The following is a 15,695-nucleotide window of genomic DNA, read 5'->3' as shown; positions in this document are numbered from 1 at the left end:
GCCCCGAATCCGGTGTTCCCAGATCACGACGTCCGCCTCGAGTCGACCACCACGAGCTTCGTTCGACGTCAGTGGAGGGCGTAGATCCCGCCGGCCCCGTCGTCGCGGTCGCGACCCAATGCGTAGAGGTGCTCGTCGACGACGAACGGGCTGTAGACCTCCTGGTGCGGGAGGTCGACGCTCCACGCGAGTTCACCGTCCGCAGCAGTTACCGCGCGGACGGCGCCGCCGCCGTCGCCGAAGTTACTTCCGAGGAGGAGGTGTTCGCTCGTCGCGACGGGGAGCTCGCTCGAGCTACCGCGGATCTTGGGGTCCTCCGAAGGCGAGTACGACCACTTCGGCGTGCCGTCGTTCTCGTCGAGCGCGTACAGCGTGCTATTGCTGACGGCGTAGACGCGGCCGTGCGCGAGGGTGACGCCGGTCCGAGGGGCGTCGCGGAGTTCGAACTGCCAGCGCTCGGATCCGTCCGTGAGCGAGAGCGCGCGAATCGCGGCGGTTCTCGTGCCGGACTCCGTGGCGAGGTAGACGCTGTCGTCGCCGAGCACCGGTATGCTCTCGCCGATGGGGAGGCGCTTCGCCCACCGTCGCTCGCGTTCGTCGAGGTCGAACGCGACGACGTTCTCCACGCCGGACTCGGCTTCGTCCGTCGTGACCAGGAGCGTGTCGCCGTCGACCGCCAGGTCCTCCGGGTTGAGCTGGCCGGCCGCCAGCCTGGTCTCGACGGTCACCGTCTGCGAGTCGAGATCGACGACGAGGAGGTCGGCGTACTGGGTCGTCGCGTCGTGCATCGAGCCGGTCACGACGATCGCTCGACTTCCATCGACCAGGCTCGTTCGCGGCTGTTCCGCCGACGCGATCGGGAGCGTCATCGACCATCGTTTCGTCCCGTCCTCGGCCTCGAACGCGACGAGTTCCCAGTCGCCGGTGCGGTCGTTCGATCCCGCGAGAACGACGGCGTCGTCGCGGTGGTTCGGCCGCGTCACGGTCCGATAGTCGTCGATTGCGGACTCGGAGAGCCGCCATCGCACGCCGCCGCCCTCGCGGTCGTACGCGACGACGTCCCGGTACGTCGAGACGACGATCGCGTCGGCCGCGACGATCGGCCCGCTGAATATCCGCGTGTTCAGTCCACTGTCAATCGCGTGCTCCCAGTCGACGACCGGCGCGGTCGCTGGCGCACTCGCGTCCGGTTGCGCCATCCCGTTCCGGGCGTCGACGAACGCGTTGTCGACGGCGCCGGGCCCACTGATGTCCCGCGTCGACGGATCGGACGCCGTCTCCGTCTCGTCGGGCTCGCCGTCGTCGTCCGTCGGGCGGTCGGTGGCCGTCTGGGCGGTCGTCGCGTCGCTCGCGGTCGTCGCGGTGGAGTCGGTCGTCGTCTCGCTATCCGTAAGCCGAAGGCAGCCACCGAGTCCCGCGAGCGCGGCGAGTCCCCCCATCCCGAGTAACCGTCGTCTGCTGGAATCGTCCGCCATGCTTGTCCTCTCACCGTCCACGAGTCAGTTAGATGTAAGTACCGCTTCCGACGCGACGTCGCGTCCCTCGCGGCAGTCTCGAACGGCTCCGCGGGCCTCTTCCGAAGTCGGTCGGTTGTCGGCCGGCAAACCGCCCGGTTCGCTCTCCTGGCGACGCGGCACCGGTCGTTCGCGTCAGGAGAGTCTCGACGCGACGGCGGCCGTACAGCCCTCATCGGGTTCGTAGTACGAGTAGTGGTCGTTCACGCGGTCGCTGACGTCCACGTCCTCGTACGAGTCGGGTGCGTGGTCCGGGTCGGCGATGCCGCCGTGGCCGACCGCGTTCGTGCCGTCGGACGCCCGGTAGATCCACCCGAGGACGTTGTCCTTGCGGCTGTAGAAGTTCGTGAACTGCGGCGCGGCCGCCTCGATCGCGTCCCCGTACCGGGCGCCGGTCTCGACGCTCCCGCGCGGGATGGCGCCGCCGAGGAGGGACACGGTGGCGAGCGCGTCGGTCTCGCCGTCCGCGGCGAGCGCTCGCAGGCACTCGCAGACGACGCGCGCACCCAGGGAGTGCGCGACGACGTGCACGGGGCGGCCGTCCTCGGCCGCCCACCGGGCGAGCCAGTTCGCGAGCGCCGGCCCGTTCGCGTCCGCGGTCCGTTTCGCGGGCCCCCAGTCGCGGTCGGAGTCCCACGAGTACCCGACCACGGGATGACGCACGTCGTCGTTCCGCAACGCCGTGCGCGTCGTGTACGCCTGGTTCAGTGCCTCGACTTCCGGTGCGCCCAGTCCGTGGACGTACACGACGAGCGCGTCCGCGGTCTCGTCCACGACCGACCAGTCGCCCGCTCGCCTCGGCGTGCCGTCCTCGACGTCCGCGCGCACGGTGCCGTCCTCGTCGAACGCGCCGCGCGTCGAGAGGATTGGATAGTCGTCGGGCGCGGCGTAGTCGCCGTCGTCGCCCCGGAGCGACCGCTGGACGTACCATGCGCCACCGCCGACCAGTCCGACCGTGCCGCCGGCGCCGACGAGGAGTCGTCGACGCGTCAGCAGCCGTCGGTCGTCGTCGTTCTCGGAGATATTGGATTCGTAGTGGCGCGGGCTACAAGATACCCTCGAAGCCGGTCACGTCGTGGGCGAGCGCGTCGAGAGACCGCGTGTTCGGTCCCGTGATGCCCGCCGCACGGTTCGGGAGGAGACGACCGGGGTCGGTCAGGTTCGCGTCCGTCCGCTGTCGAGCGTGCGCTGCCGGCGCTGTTCAGTCTGCGTCCACCGGTGCCGCCGGTCCGGAGGTGTCCACGCCAATCTCTTCGTCGGTGAGGTAGCACTGGGGGTCCTCGCCCCAGAGGTCGCCGGTGTCGGCGAGTGCGCGCAGCCGGGAGCCGCCCCGGCAGACGTCGACGTAGTCGCAGGACCGGCAGCGGTCGGGGAGGTGGCGTTCGCGGTCGCGGAGCGCGCCCAGCAGGGGGTTGGTCTCGTCCGTCCAGATGTCGCCGAACGCGCGGTCGCGGACGTTCCCGGCGCTGTAGTCCTGCCAGAACTGCGTGAGGTGGACGTTCCCCTGGTAGTCCACGTCAGCGACGCGGTCGCCAGCGGGGTCGCCGCCGTTCCGCCGGAGGTACTCGCGGACCGCGCTCGCGTGCGCCGCGCCGAGTTCCTCGCGCGCGTACTCGACGAGGAAGCCGGCGTCGGCGTAGTTCCCGACGAGGAGCGTCTCGATGTCCTCGCCGTCGGCGTGGTACTCGCGGGTCATATCGCAGACGCGACGGACGGCCTCGCGTTTGTCGACCGGGTCGAGGTCCGCGTCGGGGACCCCGCGGCCGCCGTAGTCGAGGTGGTAGAAGCAGAAGCGGTCGACGCCCTGGTCGTAGAGCAGGTCGACGACGTCCTCGAGGACGGGCGCGGTGCGTTCGGTGATGGTGTACCGGAGGCCGGTCTTCACGCCGGCGTCCTTGAAGCAGTGGATGCCGCGGATGGCGGCGTCGAACGCGCCCTCCTGGCCGCGGAAGGCGTCGTTCACCTCGCGGGTCCCGTCGACGCTCACGCCGGCGTACTTGAGGCCGGCGTCGCGGAGCGCCTCGGCGCGGTCCTCGGTGACGAGCGTGCCGTTCGTCGAGAGGACTGGTCTGATGCCGAGGTCGTCGGCGTACGCGACCAGGTGTTCGAGGTCCGGTCGCGCGAGCGGTTCGCCACCCGAGAAGAGGACGACGGGGACGCCGAAGTCGGCGAGGTCCTCCAGGAGCCGTTCACCTTCTTCCGTCGAGAGCTCCGCGGGCGCGCAGCCGTCGTCGGCGCCCGCGTAACAGTGCTCGCAGTACAGGTTGCACTGCTTCGTCGTGTTCCACACCACGACCGGCCGCCGCTGTTTCTCCTCGGATATCTGTGGTTTGTCCGCCTCGTCGGCGGCGTCGTACCGGAGGCCGTCCCCTTCGGCGTCGAGCCCGCAGAGGAGCTTGCTCACCGAGATCATCTATAGCTCCCGCTGCCGCGGTTCCTCGTAGTCCTCGCCGCCGTCGAACCCGGAGACGTCCGACGGCGCGTCCTCGGCGTCCGCGTCGAGGTCGTGCGTCGAGAACCGCGTGAACTCGCCGGCGGGACACACCCAGACGTCGTCCGCGTACCACGCGAACAGCCGCGTGGCGCGCTCGTAGGCGGTCTCTGCGTCGTCGGCGGTGACGCTCCCGACGTGCCGGAGCGGTCCGTCGGCGTCGTCGCGCACGAACACCTCGAATGCGGTCCCGTCGTCGGCGCGCGGCCGCTTCGCGACGGTCACGCGCTCGGCTGGCGATTCCATACCGGTGGCTCGGAACGCCACCCACACTTGCCTCTCGGTCGTTCCCACGACGCTGGAACGCACCCGAACGCGAGCAGGACCGGTCACGCGACCGAACCGGCTCGCGAACGGCGGCGTTCGACGAACATGTTCGCGAGAACGCCCACGGCCGCTGGTCGCGTCCCGTCGACCATGGAGCAGGTCACACTCGACGAACTCGACGCGCGACCGCACGCCGCCGTGTTCGAATCCGGCCCGAAGACCGTCCGCCTCGCGCTCGACGCCGGCGACGGCGTCGCCACCCACACCCACCCCGGCAAGGACGTGCTCTTCTTCGTCCTCGACGGCGAGATGGAGGTCGCGCTCGACGGCGACCCGACCGCGGTCTCCGCGGGCGACGTCTTGCGGTTCGACGGCGAACGCGAGGTCGCCCCGACCGCCGTCACGGACGCCAGCGCGCTCGTCGTGCTCGCGCCGCGCGGCGACGGATGAACGTGGGGCGGGGCCCACCGCCGCGATAGCAGGGCGACCGGGTGTCGCGGACCGCGTCTCGTCGACGGCGACGAGTAACGCACCTATTATACTGATAGTGCAAGTCGTGGACGTATGGGGTCGAAACGACGGGGGATTCTGACGCTCTTCGCCGGCGCTCTCGTGGTGGTGCTGAGGGGGAGCGACGAAGCGGCGCGGTTGCTCGCCCGAGGCGCCGACGAGTTGCTCGCAAGCGGGGGGCGGTCCGCCGACGAGGGCGGGTCCGCTGCCTCGAAGGCCGACGAGTTGGTGAGTGCCGGGAAACGATACTATCGGCGGGAACGCCTCGAGTCGATGCTGAGTGACGAGGAACGGACGGACAGCTTCTCTCTGTCGCCGGGCTGGTACGGTGGCTACAGAATCGAGACGGGCGTCTACACCGACCTGGAGGTTCGCTTCGAGACGCGGTTCGGAACCCCGATAGACGCGTGCATCTTCGACGCGGCGGGCTTCGAGCAGTACGAGCGGGACGGGGAGTTCGGCAGTCCGGACGTCTGGGAGGTGTATCGAGCGGGGAGCGACGCGGTCACCGTCCAGTTGGAGGAGAACACCGAGTACTGGCTCGTGTTCGACAACACGACGGCCGGGTTCGCCCAGCCCGACGACCGCGACGTGACCGTCGAGGCGGACGTGTCGCTCGGACTGGTCCAGTAGACGAGAAGTTGGGCGTCCGGTCAGTCCGAGGCCGCGGTGCGGTCCGAATCGGTCCGTCCTCAGTCCGAGGCCGCGGTGCGGTCCGAATCGGTCCGTCCTCAGTCCGAGGCCGCGGTGCGGTCCGTGTCTGTCGGCTCCTCGCCGGTCGCGCGTTCGGCGGCGTACGTCTCGATGTACTGCATGCGTTCGGGAATCGGCGGGTGGTCGTAGTGGAACGTCTCGTAGAGCGGGTGCGGGAACGGGTTCGAGAGGTTCTCGCTGGCGAGCGCGCCGAGCGCGTTCACCATCGGTTGGCCGTCCCCCATGACGTCGACGGCGAACGTGTCGGCTTCGCGCTCGTGGGCGAGCGAGAGTCGGTTCGAGAGCGGCGAGAGGAACTGGTTGAGGGGGCCGACCCAGAGGACGCCGAGGAGGAGGCCGGCGGCGGGCGTGGTCTGGACGCTCCCCGCGACGCCGAACATCGCGTAGAGCCACGGCTGCGTCGCGAACCACCAGAGCGCGGCGAGCGTGAGCGCGACCGGGACGGTGCTGGCGAGGAGTTGCTTCCAGATGTGCGAGCGCTTCCAGTGCGCGAGTTCGTGCGCGAGCACGCTCTGGATCTCCGGGATCGACATCTGGTCGACGAGCGTGTCGAACAGTACGACGCGTTTCGTCCGTCCGAACCCGGAGAAGAAGGCGTTCGAGTGGCTCGACCGGCGGCTCGCGTCCATCTCGTAGATCTGCTCGCACTCGAAGCCCGCGCGGTCGAAGACGTCGTCGATAGCGTCGCGGAGTTCGCCGGACTCGACGGGGTCGAACTCGTAGAACAGCGGCATCAGGACGCGCGGGAGCAGCACCTGCATGACGACGGCGAACGCGAGGTAGAGCGCGACGCCGACGGCCCACCAGTACGTCGGGAACGCCTCGATGGCCCAGAGGACGGGGAGTGCGATGGCGGTGACGAGGACGACGGTGATGGCGGCGCCGACGAGCTTGTCGCGCACCCACAGGCGTGGCGTCTGGTTGTTGAACCCGAACAGGTCCTCGAGGACGAACGTGTCGAACGCGTCGAACGGCGCACTGTATGCCTGCATGGCGAGTGCGCCGCCCGCGACGAGCACCACGCCCTCGACGAGCGTCGCGTCGAGGGCGGGGACGCTCGGGTCGAGCGCGTCGACGGCGGCGACGGCGTCCGCGAACAGCCCCGAGTAGAGGACGCCCAGGAGGACGACGAGCCCCACCGCGCTCCGGAGGAGCGAGAACCCGGTCTTCGCGCGCTGGTACTCGAGGAGCTCGTCGACGTCGTCCACGGCGAGTCGCTCGTCGACCCACTCCCGGCGCTCGCGGACCGCGGTCGCACCGTGACGGACGTTGACGGCCGAGAGCCACCCGAAGAAGACGTCGGTGCCGACCACCAGCAGGAGGAACGCGACGTGCTGCGCTAGCATACGTCGCCCGTTGGTCGTCGACGAGTGTTAAGGATGCGCTTCGCCAGCGGCACTCTCGACAGCTACCGCAGCGGAGTCGGCCAGTCCGTCGACTCGGGGTCGCGGAGTGACCGTCAGTCCGTCGCCTTGAGGTTGTGCACGACGTCGAGGTGCTCCTCGACCTCGGCGGTCGGTTCGAGCGCGTCCTTGATGCGGGTCGCTTCCTTGTACGCCATCGGCGCTTCGTCCTTGACGTCCTCGACGACGCTCTCGGAGTAGATGCCGTCCATGGCCGCCTCGAACTCGTCCATCGACAGGCGGTCGAAGGCGTCGCCACGACCCATCACGCGGCCCGCGCCGTGGGGCGCCGTCTGGTGGTACTCATCGTTGCCCTTCCCGCGGGCGATGACCGACCCGTCGGCCATGTTGAACGGGACGACGAGGCGCTGGTCGTCGCGAGCGGGCGTCGCACCCTTCCGGACGGTGAGGTCCCGGAAGTCGACGTAGTTGTGGATGGACTGGAAGCGCTCCACGGGGTCGACGTCGAGCGCGTCGCAGATCCGGTCGACCATCACCTCGCGGTTCCAGCGGGCGTACTGCTGGGCGAACAGCATGTCCACGAAGTAGCCGTGGGCCTCCCGGCCTTCGAGGTAGTCGAGGTCCTCGTTCCGGTCGGCAGCGCGCTCGTCGCCGTCCGCTTCCGCGTCCGCGTCGGGCGCCGTCTCGCCCGGGCGGAGCGCCGCGAGCCGGTCGAACGTCTCCTCGATGGCCTTCCCGTCGAAGTCCTCGCGGACCTTCGCCTTCCGGATAGCGGACTCGCCCTTCCCGCCGGTCAGCCACTCGTAGAGGTCGGTGTCCGAGACCTCGTCGGGGTCGAACTTCAGGTACGGGACGAGGTCGTCGTCGATACCGGCGCGGAGGCCGGCGTGGTCGCGACGCTCGGTCGCTCTCGCCTGCCAGTACTCCGCGACGGCGAGCCCGAGGTACCGCGACCCGGAGTGAACGATGACCCAGTTGTCGCCGGAGTCGCGACCGCGAGCGAACTCGACGAAGTGGTTCCCGCCGCCGAGCGTCCCGACGCCACGGATGACGTACCCCATGCCCTGTCGTTTCCGGGAGAGCACGCGCTGGCAGAGCCCCTCGAAGTAGTCGCCGTCGTAGCCGTCGAACTCGAACTCCAGCGGGTCGACGCGCTCGCCGAACCGGTCGGCGTACGCGTCGTCGAACGACTCGAAGACGCGGTTCGCGCGGTCGAACGGGAACTCGTCGACGAGGTGCACCGAGTCGTCGTAGTCGTGGACGTCGCGCCCCATCGGGACGGCGTCGCGGACGCGGCGCTCGCGCTCCTCGCCCGAGAGCGGGAGGTCGTCGCCGAGGTTCGCGGCGGCCATCCCGCAGCCGACGTCGACGCCGACGACGTTCGGGACGATGCGTTCGCCGAGCGGCATCGTGAACCCGACTGGCGCACCCGCGCCCCAGTGCGTGTCCGGCATGACGCGAACGGGCTCGGTGAACGCGGGGTGGTCCACGAGTTCCTGTATCTGCTCGCGGCAGTTCGCCTCGAGCAGCGACTCGTCGTCGACCATCACGCGAGCGGTGGTGTGCTCGCCGGCTATCTCGATGGGCATCCTTCTCGCCCCGTCCTTTCGCCGTCGGCCACAAGAGGGTATCGTGAGAGTGCGACGCGTTCGCACGGCTGGCGTCCCGCCTGTTCCTCGCCGGACCGAGTCCTCAAGCGTCCGCGGGTCCTACCGGACGACGTGAGCAGATGGACTGCGGCGGACGTGACGGCGTACGACGAGCGAGCACCCGCGTCCGAGGAGACGCGGACGTTCACCGCAGCACTCGGGTGCTTCTGGGGTCCCGACGCGACGTTCGGCGCGCTCCCGGGCGTGGTCCGGACGCGCGTCGGGTACGCCGGCGGAACCGAGTCTGAACCGACCTACGAGCGCATCGGCGACCACAGCGAGGTCGTCCAGGTGGACTACGACCCCGAGGAGACGACGTTCCCGGCGCTCGTCGACGACGCGGTCGGGATGCACGACCCGACGCGCCAGCCCGCGAAGCGCCAGTACCACCACGTGCTGTTCCACGAGACCGACGGGGAGCGCGAGACCATCGAGGCTGCACTCGACGCGCTCGCGGTCCCGTCGGTCGAGACGCGGGTCGAACCGCTCGCGTCGTTCACGCTCGCGGAACCCTATCATCAGAAGTTCAACCTCCGCGGGAAGCGCTGGGCGACCGACGCGTTCGACGACGCCGGGTACGACCGCGCCGACGTCCGCGAATCGCCGGCAGCGGCGAAGCTGAACGCGGAACTCGCCGGCCGGGACGTCCCCGAACTCGGCGCCCTGGAAGGCCGGGACCACGAACCCGCGCCGTAGTCGACGACAGCGAGTCTCACCGTAGCCGCCGACCGCGTGCTCCGGTCGGCGACCGCGGGCGCTGTGGCGGTCAGCCGCGGACCTTCCGCATCCAGTCGTCGATCGCGTCCCGGTACCCGTGCTTGTCGACCGACGGGAGCGGGTCGAGCGCGTTGAACTGCGCGAGGATGGCGTCGCGAGCGCGCTCCGCGAGGGCGTCCGGGACGTGCTCCACGTCGGGGTCGCGCTTGTGCGCGACGAGTTCGTCGACGAGCCCGGAGTCGGCGGCGTCGACGGCGTCGGCGAGCGCGCGCACGTTCGGCTCCACGGCCTCCCGCTCGAGGACGTACTGCGCGCCGAGCAGCCCGCGGTAGACGTGGAGGAACCGCTTCGCGCTCGGGTCGTACCCGTCGCTCTTGTCCGGGTCGAGGTACTTGTAGTAGTTCGACTTCGCCATCCCGAGGTACGAGTGCGGGACGTTCATCGGGAGGTGCTCGCGGACGAGCGCGCGGAGTGCGTCCATCTCCAGCGGCATCCCGTTCATCACGGCGGGCGCCGCGAGGACGAGCTCGACGACGTTGAAGTTCGCGTCCACGAGCAGCGATCCGAAGTGCTTGAGCTCGTTGCTCCGGAGGTCGCAGTCGGCGTACGCCTCGAACCCCTCGGTCGTCCCGTGCATGTTCACCGTGACGTCCGGGTCGGGCTCGCGGAGGTACGCGTACTCCGCCGCGGGGACGACGTGCACGCCGCGGACGTCGACGTCGCTGTCCGCGTCCGCGAACCCGAACAGGTGACTGCCGGCGACCGCGTAGAACCGCGGCTGTCGGCGGGTGCCAGTCGCGGCGACGGCGTCCGTGACGTAGTCCCGTATCGCTTCCTCGTCGTACGGTAGTTCGAGTTCGTCGACGTGCATGTCGTCCACCTCGTTGCGACCGCGACGGCTGGCGGCGGCGGTCGTCCAGTTCGGGTACCGGGCGAGACCGTATGAATCCCTGGGCGGTATGGTATTTCTGCACGTAGTTGGCACTCGGAGAGACGACCGCGGCGACCGCGTCGCAGCCGTCGGTGGCGTCGCGTCCGCGCGAGGCGTCGGTCGTCAGGGCACCTGCTTTTGCCGTCGGCCGCCCAGGCTACCGGTATGACGGACTCACCCAGCGAGGACGTACAGGCGGTTCTCGACGCGATAGCGGCGATGGACGTCCCGGCGGTCCGCGAGATGTCGCCGGAGATGGTCCGCGAGGTCATGCACGGCGCGTTCGCGGACGCCCCACCGGTCGAGCCGGTCGGTCGCGTCGCCGACCGCGAGATACCCGGGCCCGCCGGCCCGATTCCCGTCCGGACGTACGTCCCGGACGGCGACGGCCCGCATCCCGTGGTCGTGTTCTTCCACGGTGGCGGGTTCGTGTTCGGGGACCTGGACGGGCACGACGCGCCGTGTCGCATCCTCGCGAACGCCGCCGACGTCGCCGTCGTCTCCGTCGAGTACCGGCTCGCGCCCGAGCACCCGTTCCCCGCCGCGGTCGATGACGCGTACGCGGCGACCGAGTGGGTCGCGGCGAACGCCGAGGAGGTGGACGGGGACGCGGACCGGCTCGCGGTGGCCGGCGACTCGGCGGGCGGGAACCTCGCCGCGGTCGTCTCGCTCGCCGCTCGCGACCGGGACGGCCCGGAGATCGCGCACCAGACGCTGTTCTATCCGGCGGTCGACTTCCGTGCGGACGCCGACTACCCGTCGCGTCGCGAGAACGCCGAGGGGTACTTCCTCGAAGCGGCGGACATGACGTACTTCAGCGACCACTACGCGCCGTCGTGGGTGCACGCCGCGAACCCCTACCTCGCGCCCGTCGAGGCGGCGAGTCACGCCGACCTCCCGCCCGCGACCGTCGTCACGTGCGGGTTCGACCCGCTCCGGGACGAGGGCCGCGCGTACGCCGACGCGCTCGACGCCGCCGGCACGCCCGTCACGCACCGCGAGTACGACGACCTCATCCACGGCGTCGTGAACATGGTTCAGGACCCGATGGACGTCGAGGGCGCGCATCGCGTGCTCGCGGACGCCGCCGCGGACCTCCGGGGCGCGCTCCACGAGGGAGACGCGTGAGCCGAGACCGCCAGGTGACGCGCGGTCGCTACGAGAGAAGCGGCCAGAGCGCGACGCGAGGGCGCCGGTCGTGACGCACGACCGCATCCACGCTCGCGAACCGACGCATCACGTCGACCGGTGGACGCGGGGCGTCGTCCGCCGTACCGAGGAGCGCGACGGGCACTGCGTCGTCACCGTCGAACCCGCAGAGGGCGGTGACGTGAGCGAGGTCGAGCTCGTCGTCACGTTCGCGGTCCGCGACCTCTTCGTCGGCCGACTCGACGTCGGCGACGGCGAGTCACCGGTCGGCGAGACCGTCTGGTACCGCGAACACGGCCGCCGCTGATGGCGCCCGACCGCCGTCGGTAGCGGGCGCGCTACAGTTCGACGGTCGCGAGGTCGGATTCGAGCGCCTCGACCTCCTCGTTGTACGCCCTGACGAACCCGCGGAATCCCGGGGCGTACTCGCGGACGTCCTCGGCCGACGGCGGGGAGTACTGCGAGAGCACGTAGACGCCGTTCGAGCCGTTCACGCGGAGGTACGACGCGCCGTCCTCGTCCCACTTGAGCTCCCAGCGCGTGCCGTCGACGCGCGCGGTGAACGTCCCGTAGTCGCCGCCCTCGTAGCGGCGGAGTTCCGCGGCGATGCGGTCGCAGACCTCGCGGACGCGGTCGAGGACGCGGTCGCGTTCCGCGACGACGCCGTCCGTGGACGCGACCGCGGGGAAGTCCGTGGAGACGTCGTCGAGGACGCCCGACACCGAGTCGACGTACGCCGCGAAGCCCTCGACGAGCGCGTCGTAATCCCGGAGCGCGGTCGCGAGCGCCTCCGGCTCGGGGTCGCGTTTCGTGGAGACGACGTAGACGTCGCTCCCGCCGTCGGGCGCGTACTTGAGGTAGTCGAGGTCCCCGCCCTCGTACTTCACCGTCCACTCGCCGTGCTCGCCGTCGGTCGACCAGTCGCCGTAGTCGCCGCCTTCGAGGCGCGCGAGCTGGTACGCGAGCCGTCCGGCGTGGTCGCGGACCGCGGCGACGACCTCGTCGCGGTGCTCGGCTATCGTCGACGCGTCCTCGGGGTCCGCTGGCGGCCACGATGTCACGTGCGGGACGGGGCGCGCGAGCGGGATAAGACGACCGGTCGCGGCCGCAGGGCTCGACGACGTCGTGCACTACAGGCACAGGCAGAAGCGGTGGCGGCGCTGTGGCTCGCGGGTGTTGAAAGTGGAGCAGTCGGGGTCAAGGTATCCTACGTCTCCACCCCGACGGCTCCGTTCATCCGTTCGACGCGCGGTGGTTTAAGGGCGTCGTCTCGCGGGGCGTCCCCGCGACCGCCACGTAGCCATCGGCTGCTGTGCGTTGACCGCCTACAGTCCGAGCCCGGTGCTGTACTCGAGGGTGCCGTACGCGTCACCCATCGTGTCCGCGGAGAGGTGCTGGTCGCCGACGCGGCCGTCGAGGTCCGTCATCTCGAAGAGGAACTCGTTGTAGCTCCAGTGCGATTCGAGCCGGCCGCCGAGGACGGGGCGGTCGATGTGGTTCCGGGCGTGCCCGTACGTCGACGCGGTGAACTCGACGAAGTCGCCGTCGTCGGTCGAGACCTCGACGACGAAATCGGGGTGGGCGTCGCCGTCGGCGTGGTCGGCGTCGGGCGCGACCGTGGCGGTGTCGTCCTCGAGGACGGGTTCGATCGAGATGTCGTCGAACCGGACGATGTCGCCCCCATCGGCGGGACTGAAGAAGCCCGAGGTCCGGAAGGGAAGGGTGGCGCGTTCGAGCGCGTCGGACTCGTAGAAGTCGTAGCCCTCGCGGAGGACGTGCGGGCCGACGAACGGGATTATCGCGGAGAACGCCGCCCCGTTCGGGAACACCGCCCACACCCACTTCCAGGGGTACAGGGGGACGTTGAAGCAGACGCGCTGGAAGTAACACGAACCTTCGAGCGTCTCGGTGCCCGCCGGCAGGTCGAATTCGCCCTCGAAGTTCATCTGGCGGAACGCGACGACGTCCACGCCACCCAGGGGGGTGTCCATGTCCATCGACTGGACGGGCGCGGTCGTCGGCGAGTCCAGGTCGCCCCACGCCTCGAACGAGACGCTGCCCTTCTCGCCGGCGAACTCAGCTTCGATGCCGAGGGGGCGGTCCGTCGAGGCGCGGACGGCGCTCCCGCGGCGTTCGCCGTCGTCGGTCTCGGTCCACGCTTCGATGCTGCCGTCGGCGGAGAGCGTCGCTCGCGCCGGCTGGTTCACGATGCGTTCGTCGATGCGTTCGTCGTCGCCGTCCCACCCGACGGAGATGACGTCGAACTCGTCGACGCCGCTCTCGATCTCGCGGTCGAGGTCCATCCCGGGGAGCGTGACGTCGTTCACGCGGATGCGGTCGCCGACGCGCGCCGCGATGGAGAACATGAGCTGGCGGGGGCCGTACCCGGTGTCGCCCTCGGGGAAGAGGATGAAGAACCACCACGAGGACGACGTCGGGTTCTGTTGCTCGGGGAGCTGCGTCCAGATACGGTCGAACACGCGTTCCTGTCGCGCGGTCGGCTCGGGCGTCGAGTCTGCCGGCGGTGGCGAGGGGGAGTCGGCCATCGGTCGTACCCGCACTCGGACTCGCGCCCCCAAGGCGTCGTCGGTCCGCGCTCGCGGTCGAGACCCGCTGGGGGGTCGTCGTCGCCGAGGGAGTCACTCCCCGGGGAGGGTTGTCGTCGCGGAGGGAGTCGTCGTCGGGCACTCGCGTCCGTGGGCCCGACCCGGGGAACGTTCTCAGTCGATGGGGACGGACGACCGGGTTATTTCCCTGGTCGTCGAACCCCTAGACACGAACATGTACGAGACCATCGTTGTGCCGACGGACGGGAGCGAGTACGCGAAGCGAGCGGCGGGTCACGCGGCCGCGGTCGCGGCGGCGTTCGACGCGACGGTACACGTCGTGTCGGTCGTCGACGAGGACGCGGCGTCGAGCGTCTTCGAGCGCGGTGGCGTGGACGACGAGACCCGCGAGCGTCTCCGCGAGGAGGGCGAGCAAGCCCTCCGGACGACGGAGTCGGCGCTCGACGACGTCGAGCGCGTGGAGACGGCGCTCGTGGAGGGGCACGCGACGGAGTCCATCGTCGGGTACGCCGACGAGGTGAACGCGGACCTCCTCGTGATGGGGACCCACGGGCGGACGGGCGTGGACCGGTACGTCGCCGGGAGCGTCACCGAGCGCGTGCTTCGGCGGACGCACGTCCCGGTACTGACGGTTCGAGACCTCGAAGCGGCGCGCACGCTCGAGGAGTACGAGCACGTCCTGGTGCCGACGGACGGGAGCGAGGACGCGAACGTCGCCGTCGAGCACGCGCTCGCGCTCGCCGCCGTCGGTGGTGCGACGGTGCACGCGGTGAACGTCGTCGACGTCTCCTCGCTCGCCGCGTCGGCGGGCGAGGCGCCCGCGACGGAGCTCTTAGAGCAGTTCGAGGCCGCGGGCGAGGACGCGACGACGGAGGTCGCCAGGCGCGCTCGCGAGGCGGGGCTCGCCGCCGAGACCGCGGTCCTGAAGGGCTCGCCGGGGCACGCGCTCCTGGAGTACGTCGAGGACGAGGACGTCGACCTCGTCACGATGGGGACGACGGGCCGGACGGGCCTGGACCGCTATCTCCTCGGGAGCACGACGGAGCGCGTCGTCCGGCACGCCGACGCGCCCGTCCTCGCGGTGAACACGCGCAACGGCGACGACTGACGCAGCAGTTGCGGCGGCAACGACGGCTGCGACGGCTGCGACGAGGGCTGCGGGGGCTTGGGCGGTCCGCACGGCCGCGATTCACCGTTCGGTCGGTGGCGCGTCGAGCCGGTACCGCATCGCGCCCCGTCGTGTCGACGTGGATGGCTTTTGCCCGTTCTCACTGGCGTGGAATCGAGAGCAAGGTATACGATTCGTCCGAGCGTCTGTCCGAGTATGTACGAGAACGTACTCCTGCCGACCGACAGCAGCGCCGGCGTCGACGACGCCATCGAGCACGCCATCGACCTCGCGAGCCAGTACGACGCGACCCTGCACGTGCTCTACGTCGTCGACGCGGACACGGTCAGTTCGTATCCTGGCGACGAGTACGTCCACGAGGACGAGGGGCTCGAGCACGCGCTCGAGGAGGCCGGCGGCGACGCGGTCGACGCCATCGCCGAGCGCGCGCGAGCGGCGGGCGTCGACGTCGAGACGGTCGTCCACCACGGCGTCCCGCACGAGGAGATACTCGCGTACGCCGACGACGTGGACGTCGACGTGACGGTGCTCGGGACGAAGCAGCGGTCCGGCGAGTACCGGCGGCTCCTCGGGAGCGTCGCGGAGCGCGTCGCGCGGATGAGCGACCGCCCGGTCACCATCGTCAAGACCGACGTCGACGAGAACTGACCGCGACCCCGCGACTCGCAGAGAACTGACCGCGCACTCGCGACC

16 protein-coding genes are annotated in these 15,695 nt (G+C 70.3%); 7 read left to right on the top strand and 9 right to left on the bottom strand.

The annotated features are described in order from the left end of the window. Positions 1–68: 68 nt before the first annotated feature. From SM754_RS10595 to SM754_RS10580, 4 genes are all read right to left on the bottom strand, one after another. Positions 69–1,475 carry an outer membrane protein assembly factor BamB family protein gene (locus tag SM754_RS10595; protein WP_323676197.1) on the bottom strand — a complete coding sequence of 469 codons (1,407 nt, stop codon included), beginning with the start codon at positions 1,473–1,475 and terminating at the stop codon, positions 69–71. A 174-nt stretch (positions 1,476–1,649) separates the two neighbouring features. Next, entirely contained in the window at positions 1,650–2,342 is a 693-nt protein-coding gene (locus SM754_RS10590; protein ID WP_323676196.1) for a DUF726 domain-containing protein, read from the bottom strand. Positions 2,343–2,715: 373 nt separating this feature from the next. Beyond that, positions 2,716–3,927 (bottom strand): TIGR04347 family pseudo-SAM/SPASM protein, encoded by a 1,212-nt coding sequence (locus SM754_RS10585; RefSeq protein ID WP_323676195.1) that lies wholly within the window; start codon positions 3,925–3,927, stop codon positions 2,716–2,718. Continuing rightward, on the bottom strand, positions 3,928–4,251 hold the full coding sequence (locus SM754_RS10580; RefSeq protein WP_323676194.1) for an Htur_1727 family rSAM-partnered candidate RiPP: 324 nt from the start codon (positions 4,249–4,251) through the stop codon (positions 3,928–3,930). A gap of 171 nt (positions 4,252–4,422) precedes the next feature. Here SM754_RS10580 and SM754_RS10575 point away from each other — a divergent pair, with 171 nt between their 5' ends. Next, positions 4,423–4,722 (top strand): cupin domain-containing protein, encoded by a 300-nt coding sequence (locus SM754_RS10575; protein WP_323676193.1) that lies wholly within the window; start codon positions 4,423–4,425, stop codon positions 4,720–4,722. Positions 4,723–4,836: 114 nt separating this feature from the next. After that, entirely contained in the window at positions 4,837–5,415 is a 579-nt protein-coding gene (locus SM754_RS10570; protein WP_323676192.1) for a hypothetical protein, read from the top strand. Positions 5,416–5,513: 98 nt separating this feature from the next. On the opposite strand, the gene SM754_RS10565 is transcribed toward SM754_RS10570, so the two are convergent. Then, complete coding sequence (locus tag SM754_RS10565; protein WP_323676191.1) at positions 5,514–6,842, bottom strand: M48 family metallopeptidase; 1,329 nt, start codon at positions 6,840–6,842, stop codon at positions 5,514–5,516. 113 nt (positions 6,843–6,955) lie between these two features. Beyond that, positions 6,956–8,449 carry an RtcB family protein gene (locus SM754_RS10560; protein WP_323676190.1) on the bottom strand — a complete coding sequence of 498 codons (1,494 nt, stop codon included), beginning with the start codon at positions 8,447–8,449 and terminating at the stop codon, positions 6,956–6,958. Between the two features lie 132 nt (positions 8,450–8,581). Between SM754_RS10560 and SM754_RS10555 the strand changes: the two genes are divergently transcribed. After that, positions 8,582–9,205 carry a peptide-methionine (S)-S-oxide reductase gene (locus tag SM754_RS10555; protein ID WP_323676189.1) on the top strand — a complete coding sequence of 208 codons (624 nt, stop codon included), beginning with the start codon at positions 8,582–8,584 and terminating at the stop codon, positions 9,203–9,205. Positions 9,206–9,275: 70 nt separating this feature from the next. Here the strand turns inward: SM754_RS10555 and SM754_RS10550 are convergent, their stop codons facing one another. Next, positions 9,276–10,097, bottom strand: a complete 822-nt coding sequence (locus SM754_RS10550) for a nucleotidyltransferase domain-containing protein (RefSeq protein WP_323676188.1) — start codon at positions 10,095–10,097, stop codon at positions 9,276–9,278. 225 nt (positions 10,098–10,322) lie between these two features. Here SM754_RS10550 and lipP1 point away from each other — a divergent pair, with 225 nt between their 5' ends. Then, positions 10,323–11,285, top strand: a complete 963-nt coding sequence (lipP1, locus tag SM754_RS10545) for a LipP1 family hormone-sensitive lipase (protein ID WP_323676187.1) — start codon at positions 10,323–10,325, stop codon at positions 11,283–11,285. Positions 11,286–11,355: 70 nt separating this feature from the next. Beyond that, positions 11,356–11,613, top strand: a complete 258-nt coding sequence (locus SM754_RS10540; protein WP_323676186.1) for a DUF7861 family protein — start codon at positions 11,356–11,358, stop codon at positions 11,611–11,613. A gap of 31 nt (positions 11,614–11,644) precedes the next feature. Here SM754_RS10540 and SM754_RS10535 read toward each other — a convergent pair whose 3' ends face one another. Together SM754_RS10535 and SM754_RS10530 are read right to left on the bottom strand one after the other, a co-directional pair. Beyond that, positions 11,645–12,367, bottom strand: a complete 723-nt coding sequence (locus SM754_RS10535) for a profilin-fold protein (protein WP_323676185.1) — start codon at positions 12,365–12,367, stop codon at positions 11,645–11,647. Positions 12,368–12,631: 264 nt separating this feature from the next. Continuing rightward, a complete protein-coding gene (locus tag SM754_RS10530) occupies positions 12,632–13,852 on the bottom strand; it encodes a hypothetical protein (protein WP_323676184.1) in 1,221 nt (406 codons plus the stop codon). Between the two features lie 181 nt (positions 13,853–14,033). Here SM754_RS10530 and SM754_RS10525 point away from each other — a divergent pair, with 181 nt between their 5' ends. Both SM754_RS10525 and SM754_RS10520 read left to right on the top strand, forming a co-directional pair. Then, the gene (locus SM754_RS10525; RefSeq protein ID WP_323676183.1) at positions 14,034–14,981 is read left to right on the top strand and encodes a universal stress protein; all 948 of its coding nucleotides are present in this window, start codon (positions 14,034–14,036) and stop codon (positions 14,979–14,981) included. Between the two features lie 216 nt (positions 14,982–15,197). Further along, positions 15,198–15,650 carry a universal stress protein gene (locus SM754_RS10520; RefSeq protein WP_323676182.1) on the top strand — a complete coding sequence of 151 codons (453 nt, stop codon included), beginning with the start codon at positions 15,198–15,200 and terminating at the stop codon, positions 15,648–15,650. Positions 15,651–15,695 lie beyond the last annotated feature (45 nt).

This window comes from Halorubellus amylolyticus (assembly GCF_034808145.1).
Lineage (GTDB): Archaea > Halobacteriota > Halobacteria > Halobacteriales > Natrialbaceae > Halorubellus.
The sequence above is the reverse complement of the archived record's forward strand: the minus strand, read 5'-3'. Positions and strand labels throughout refer to the sequence as shown.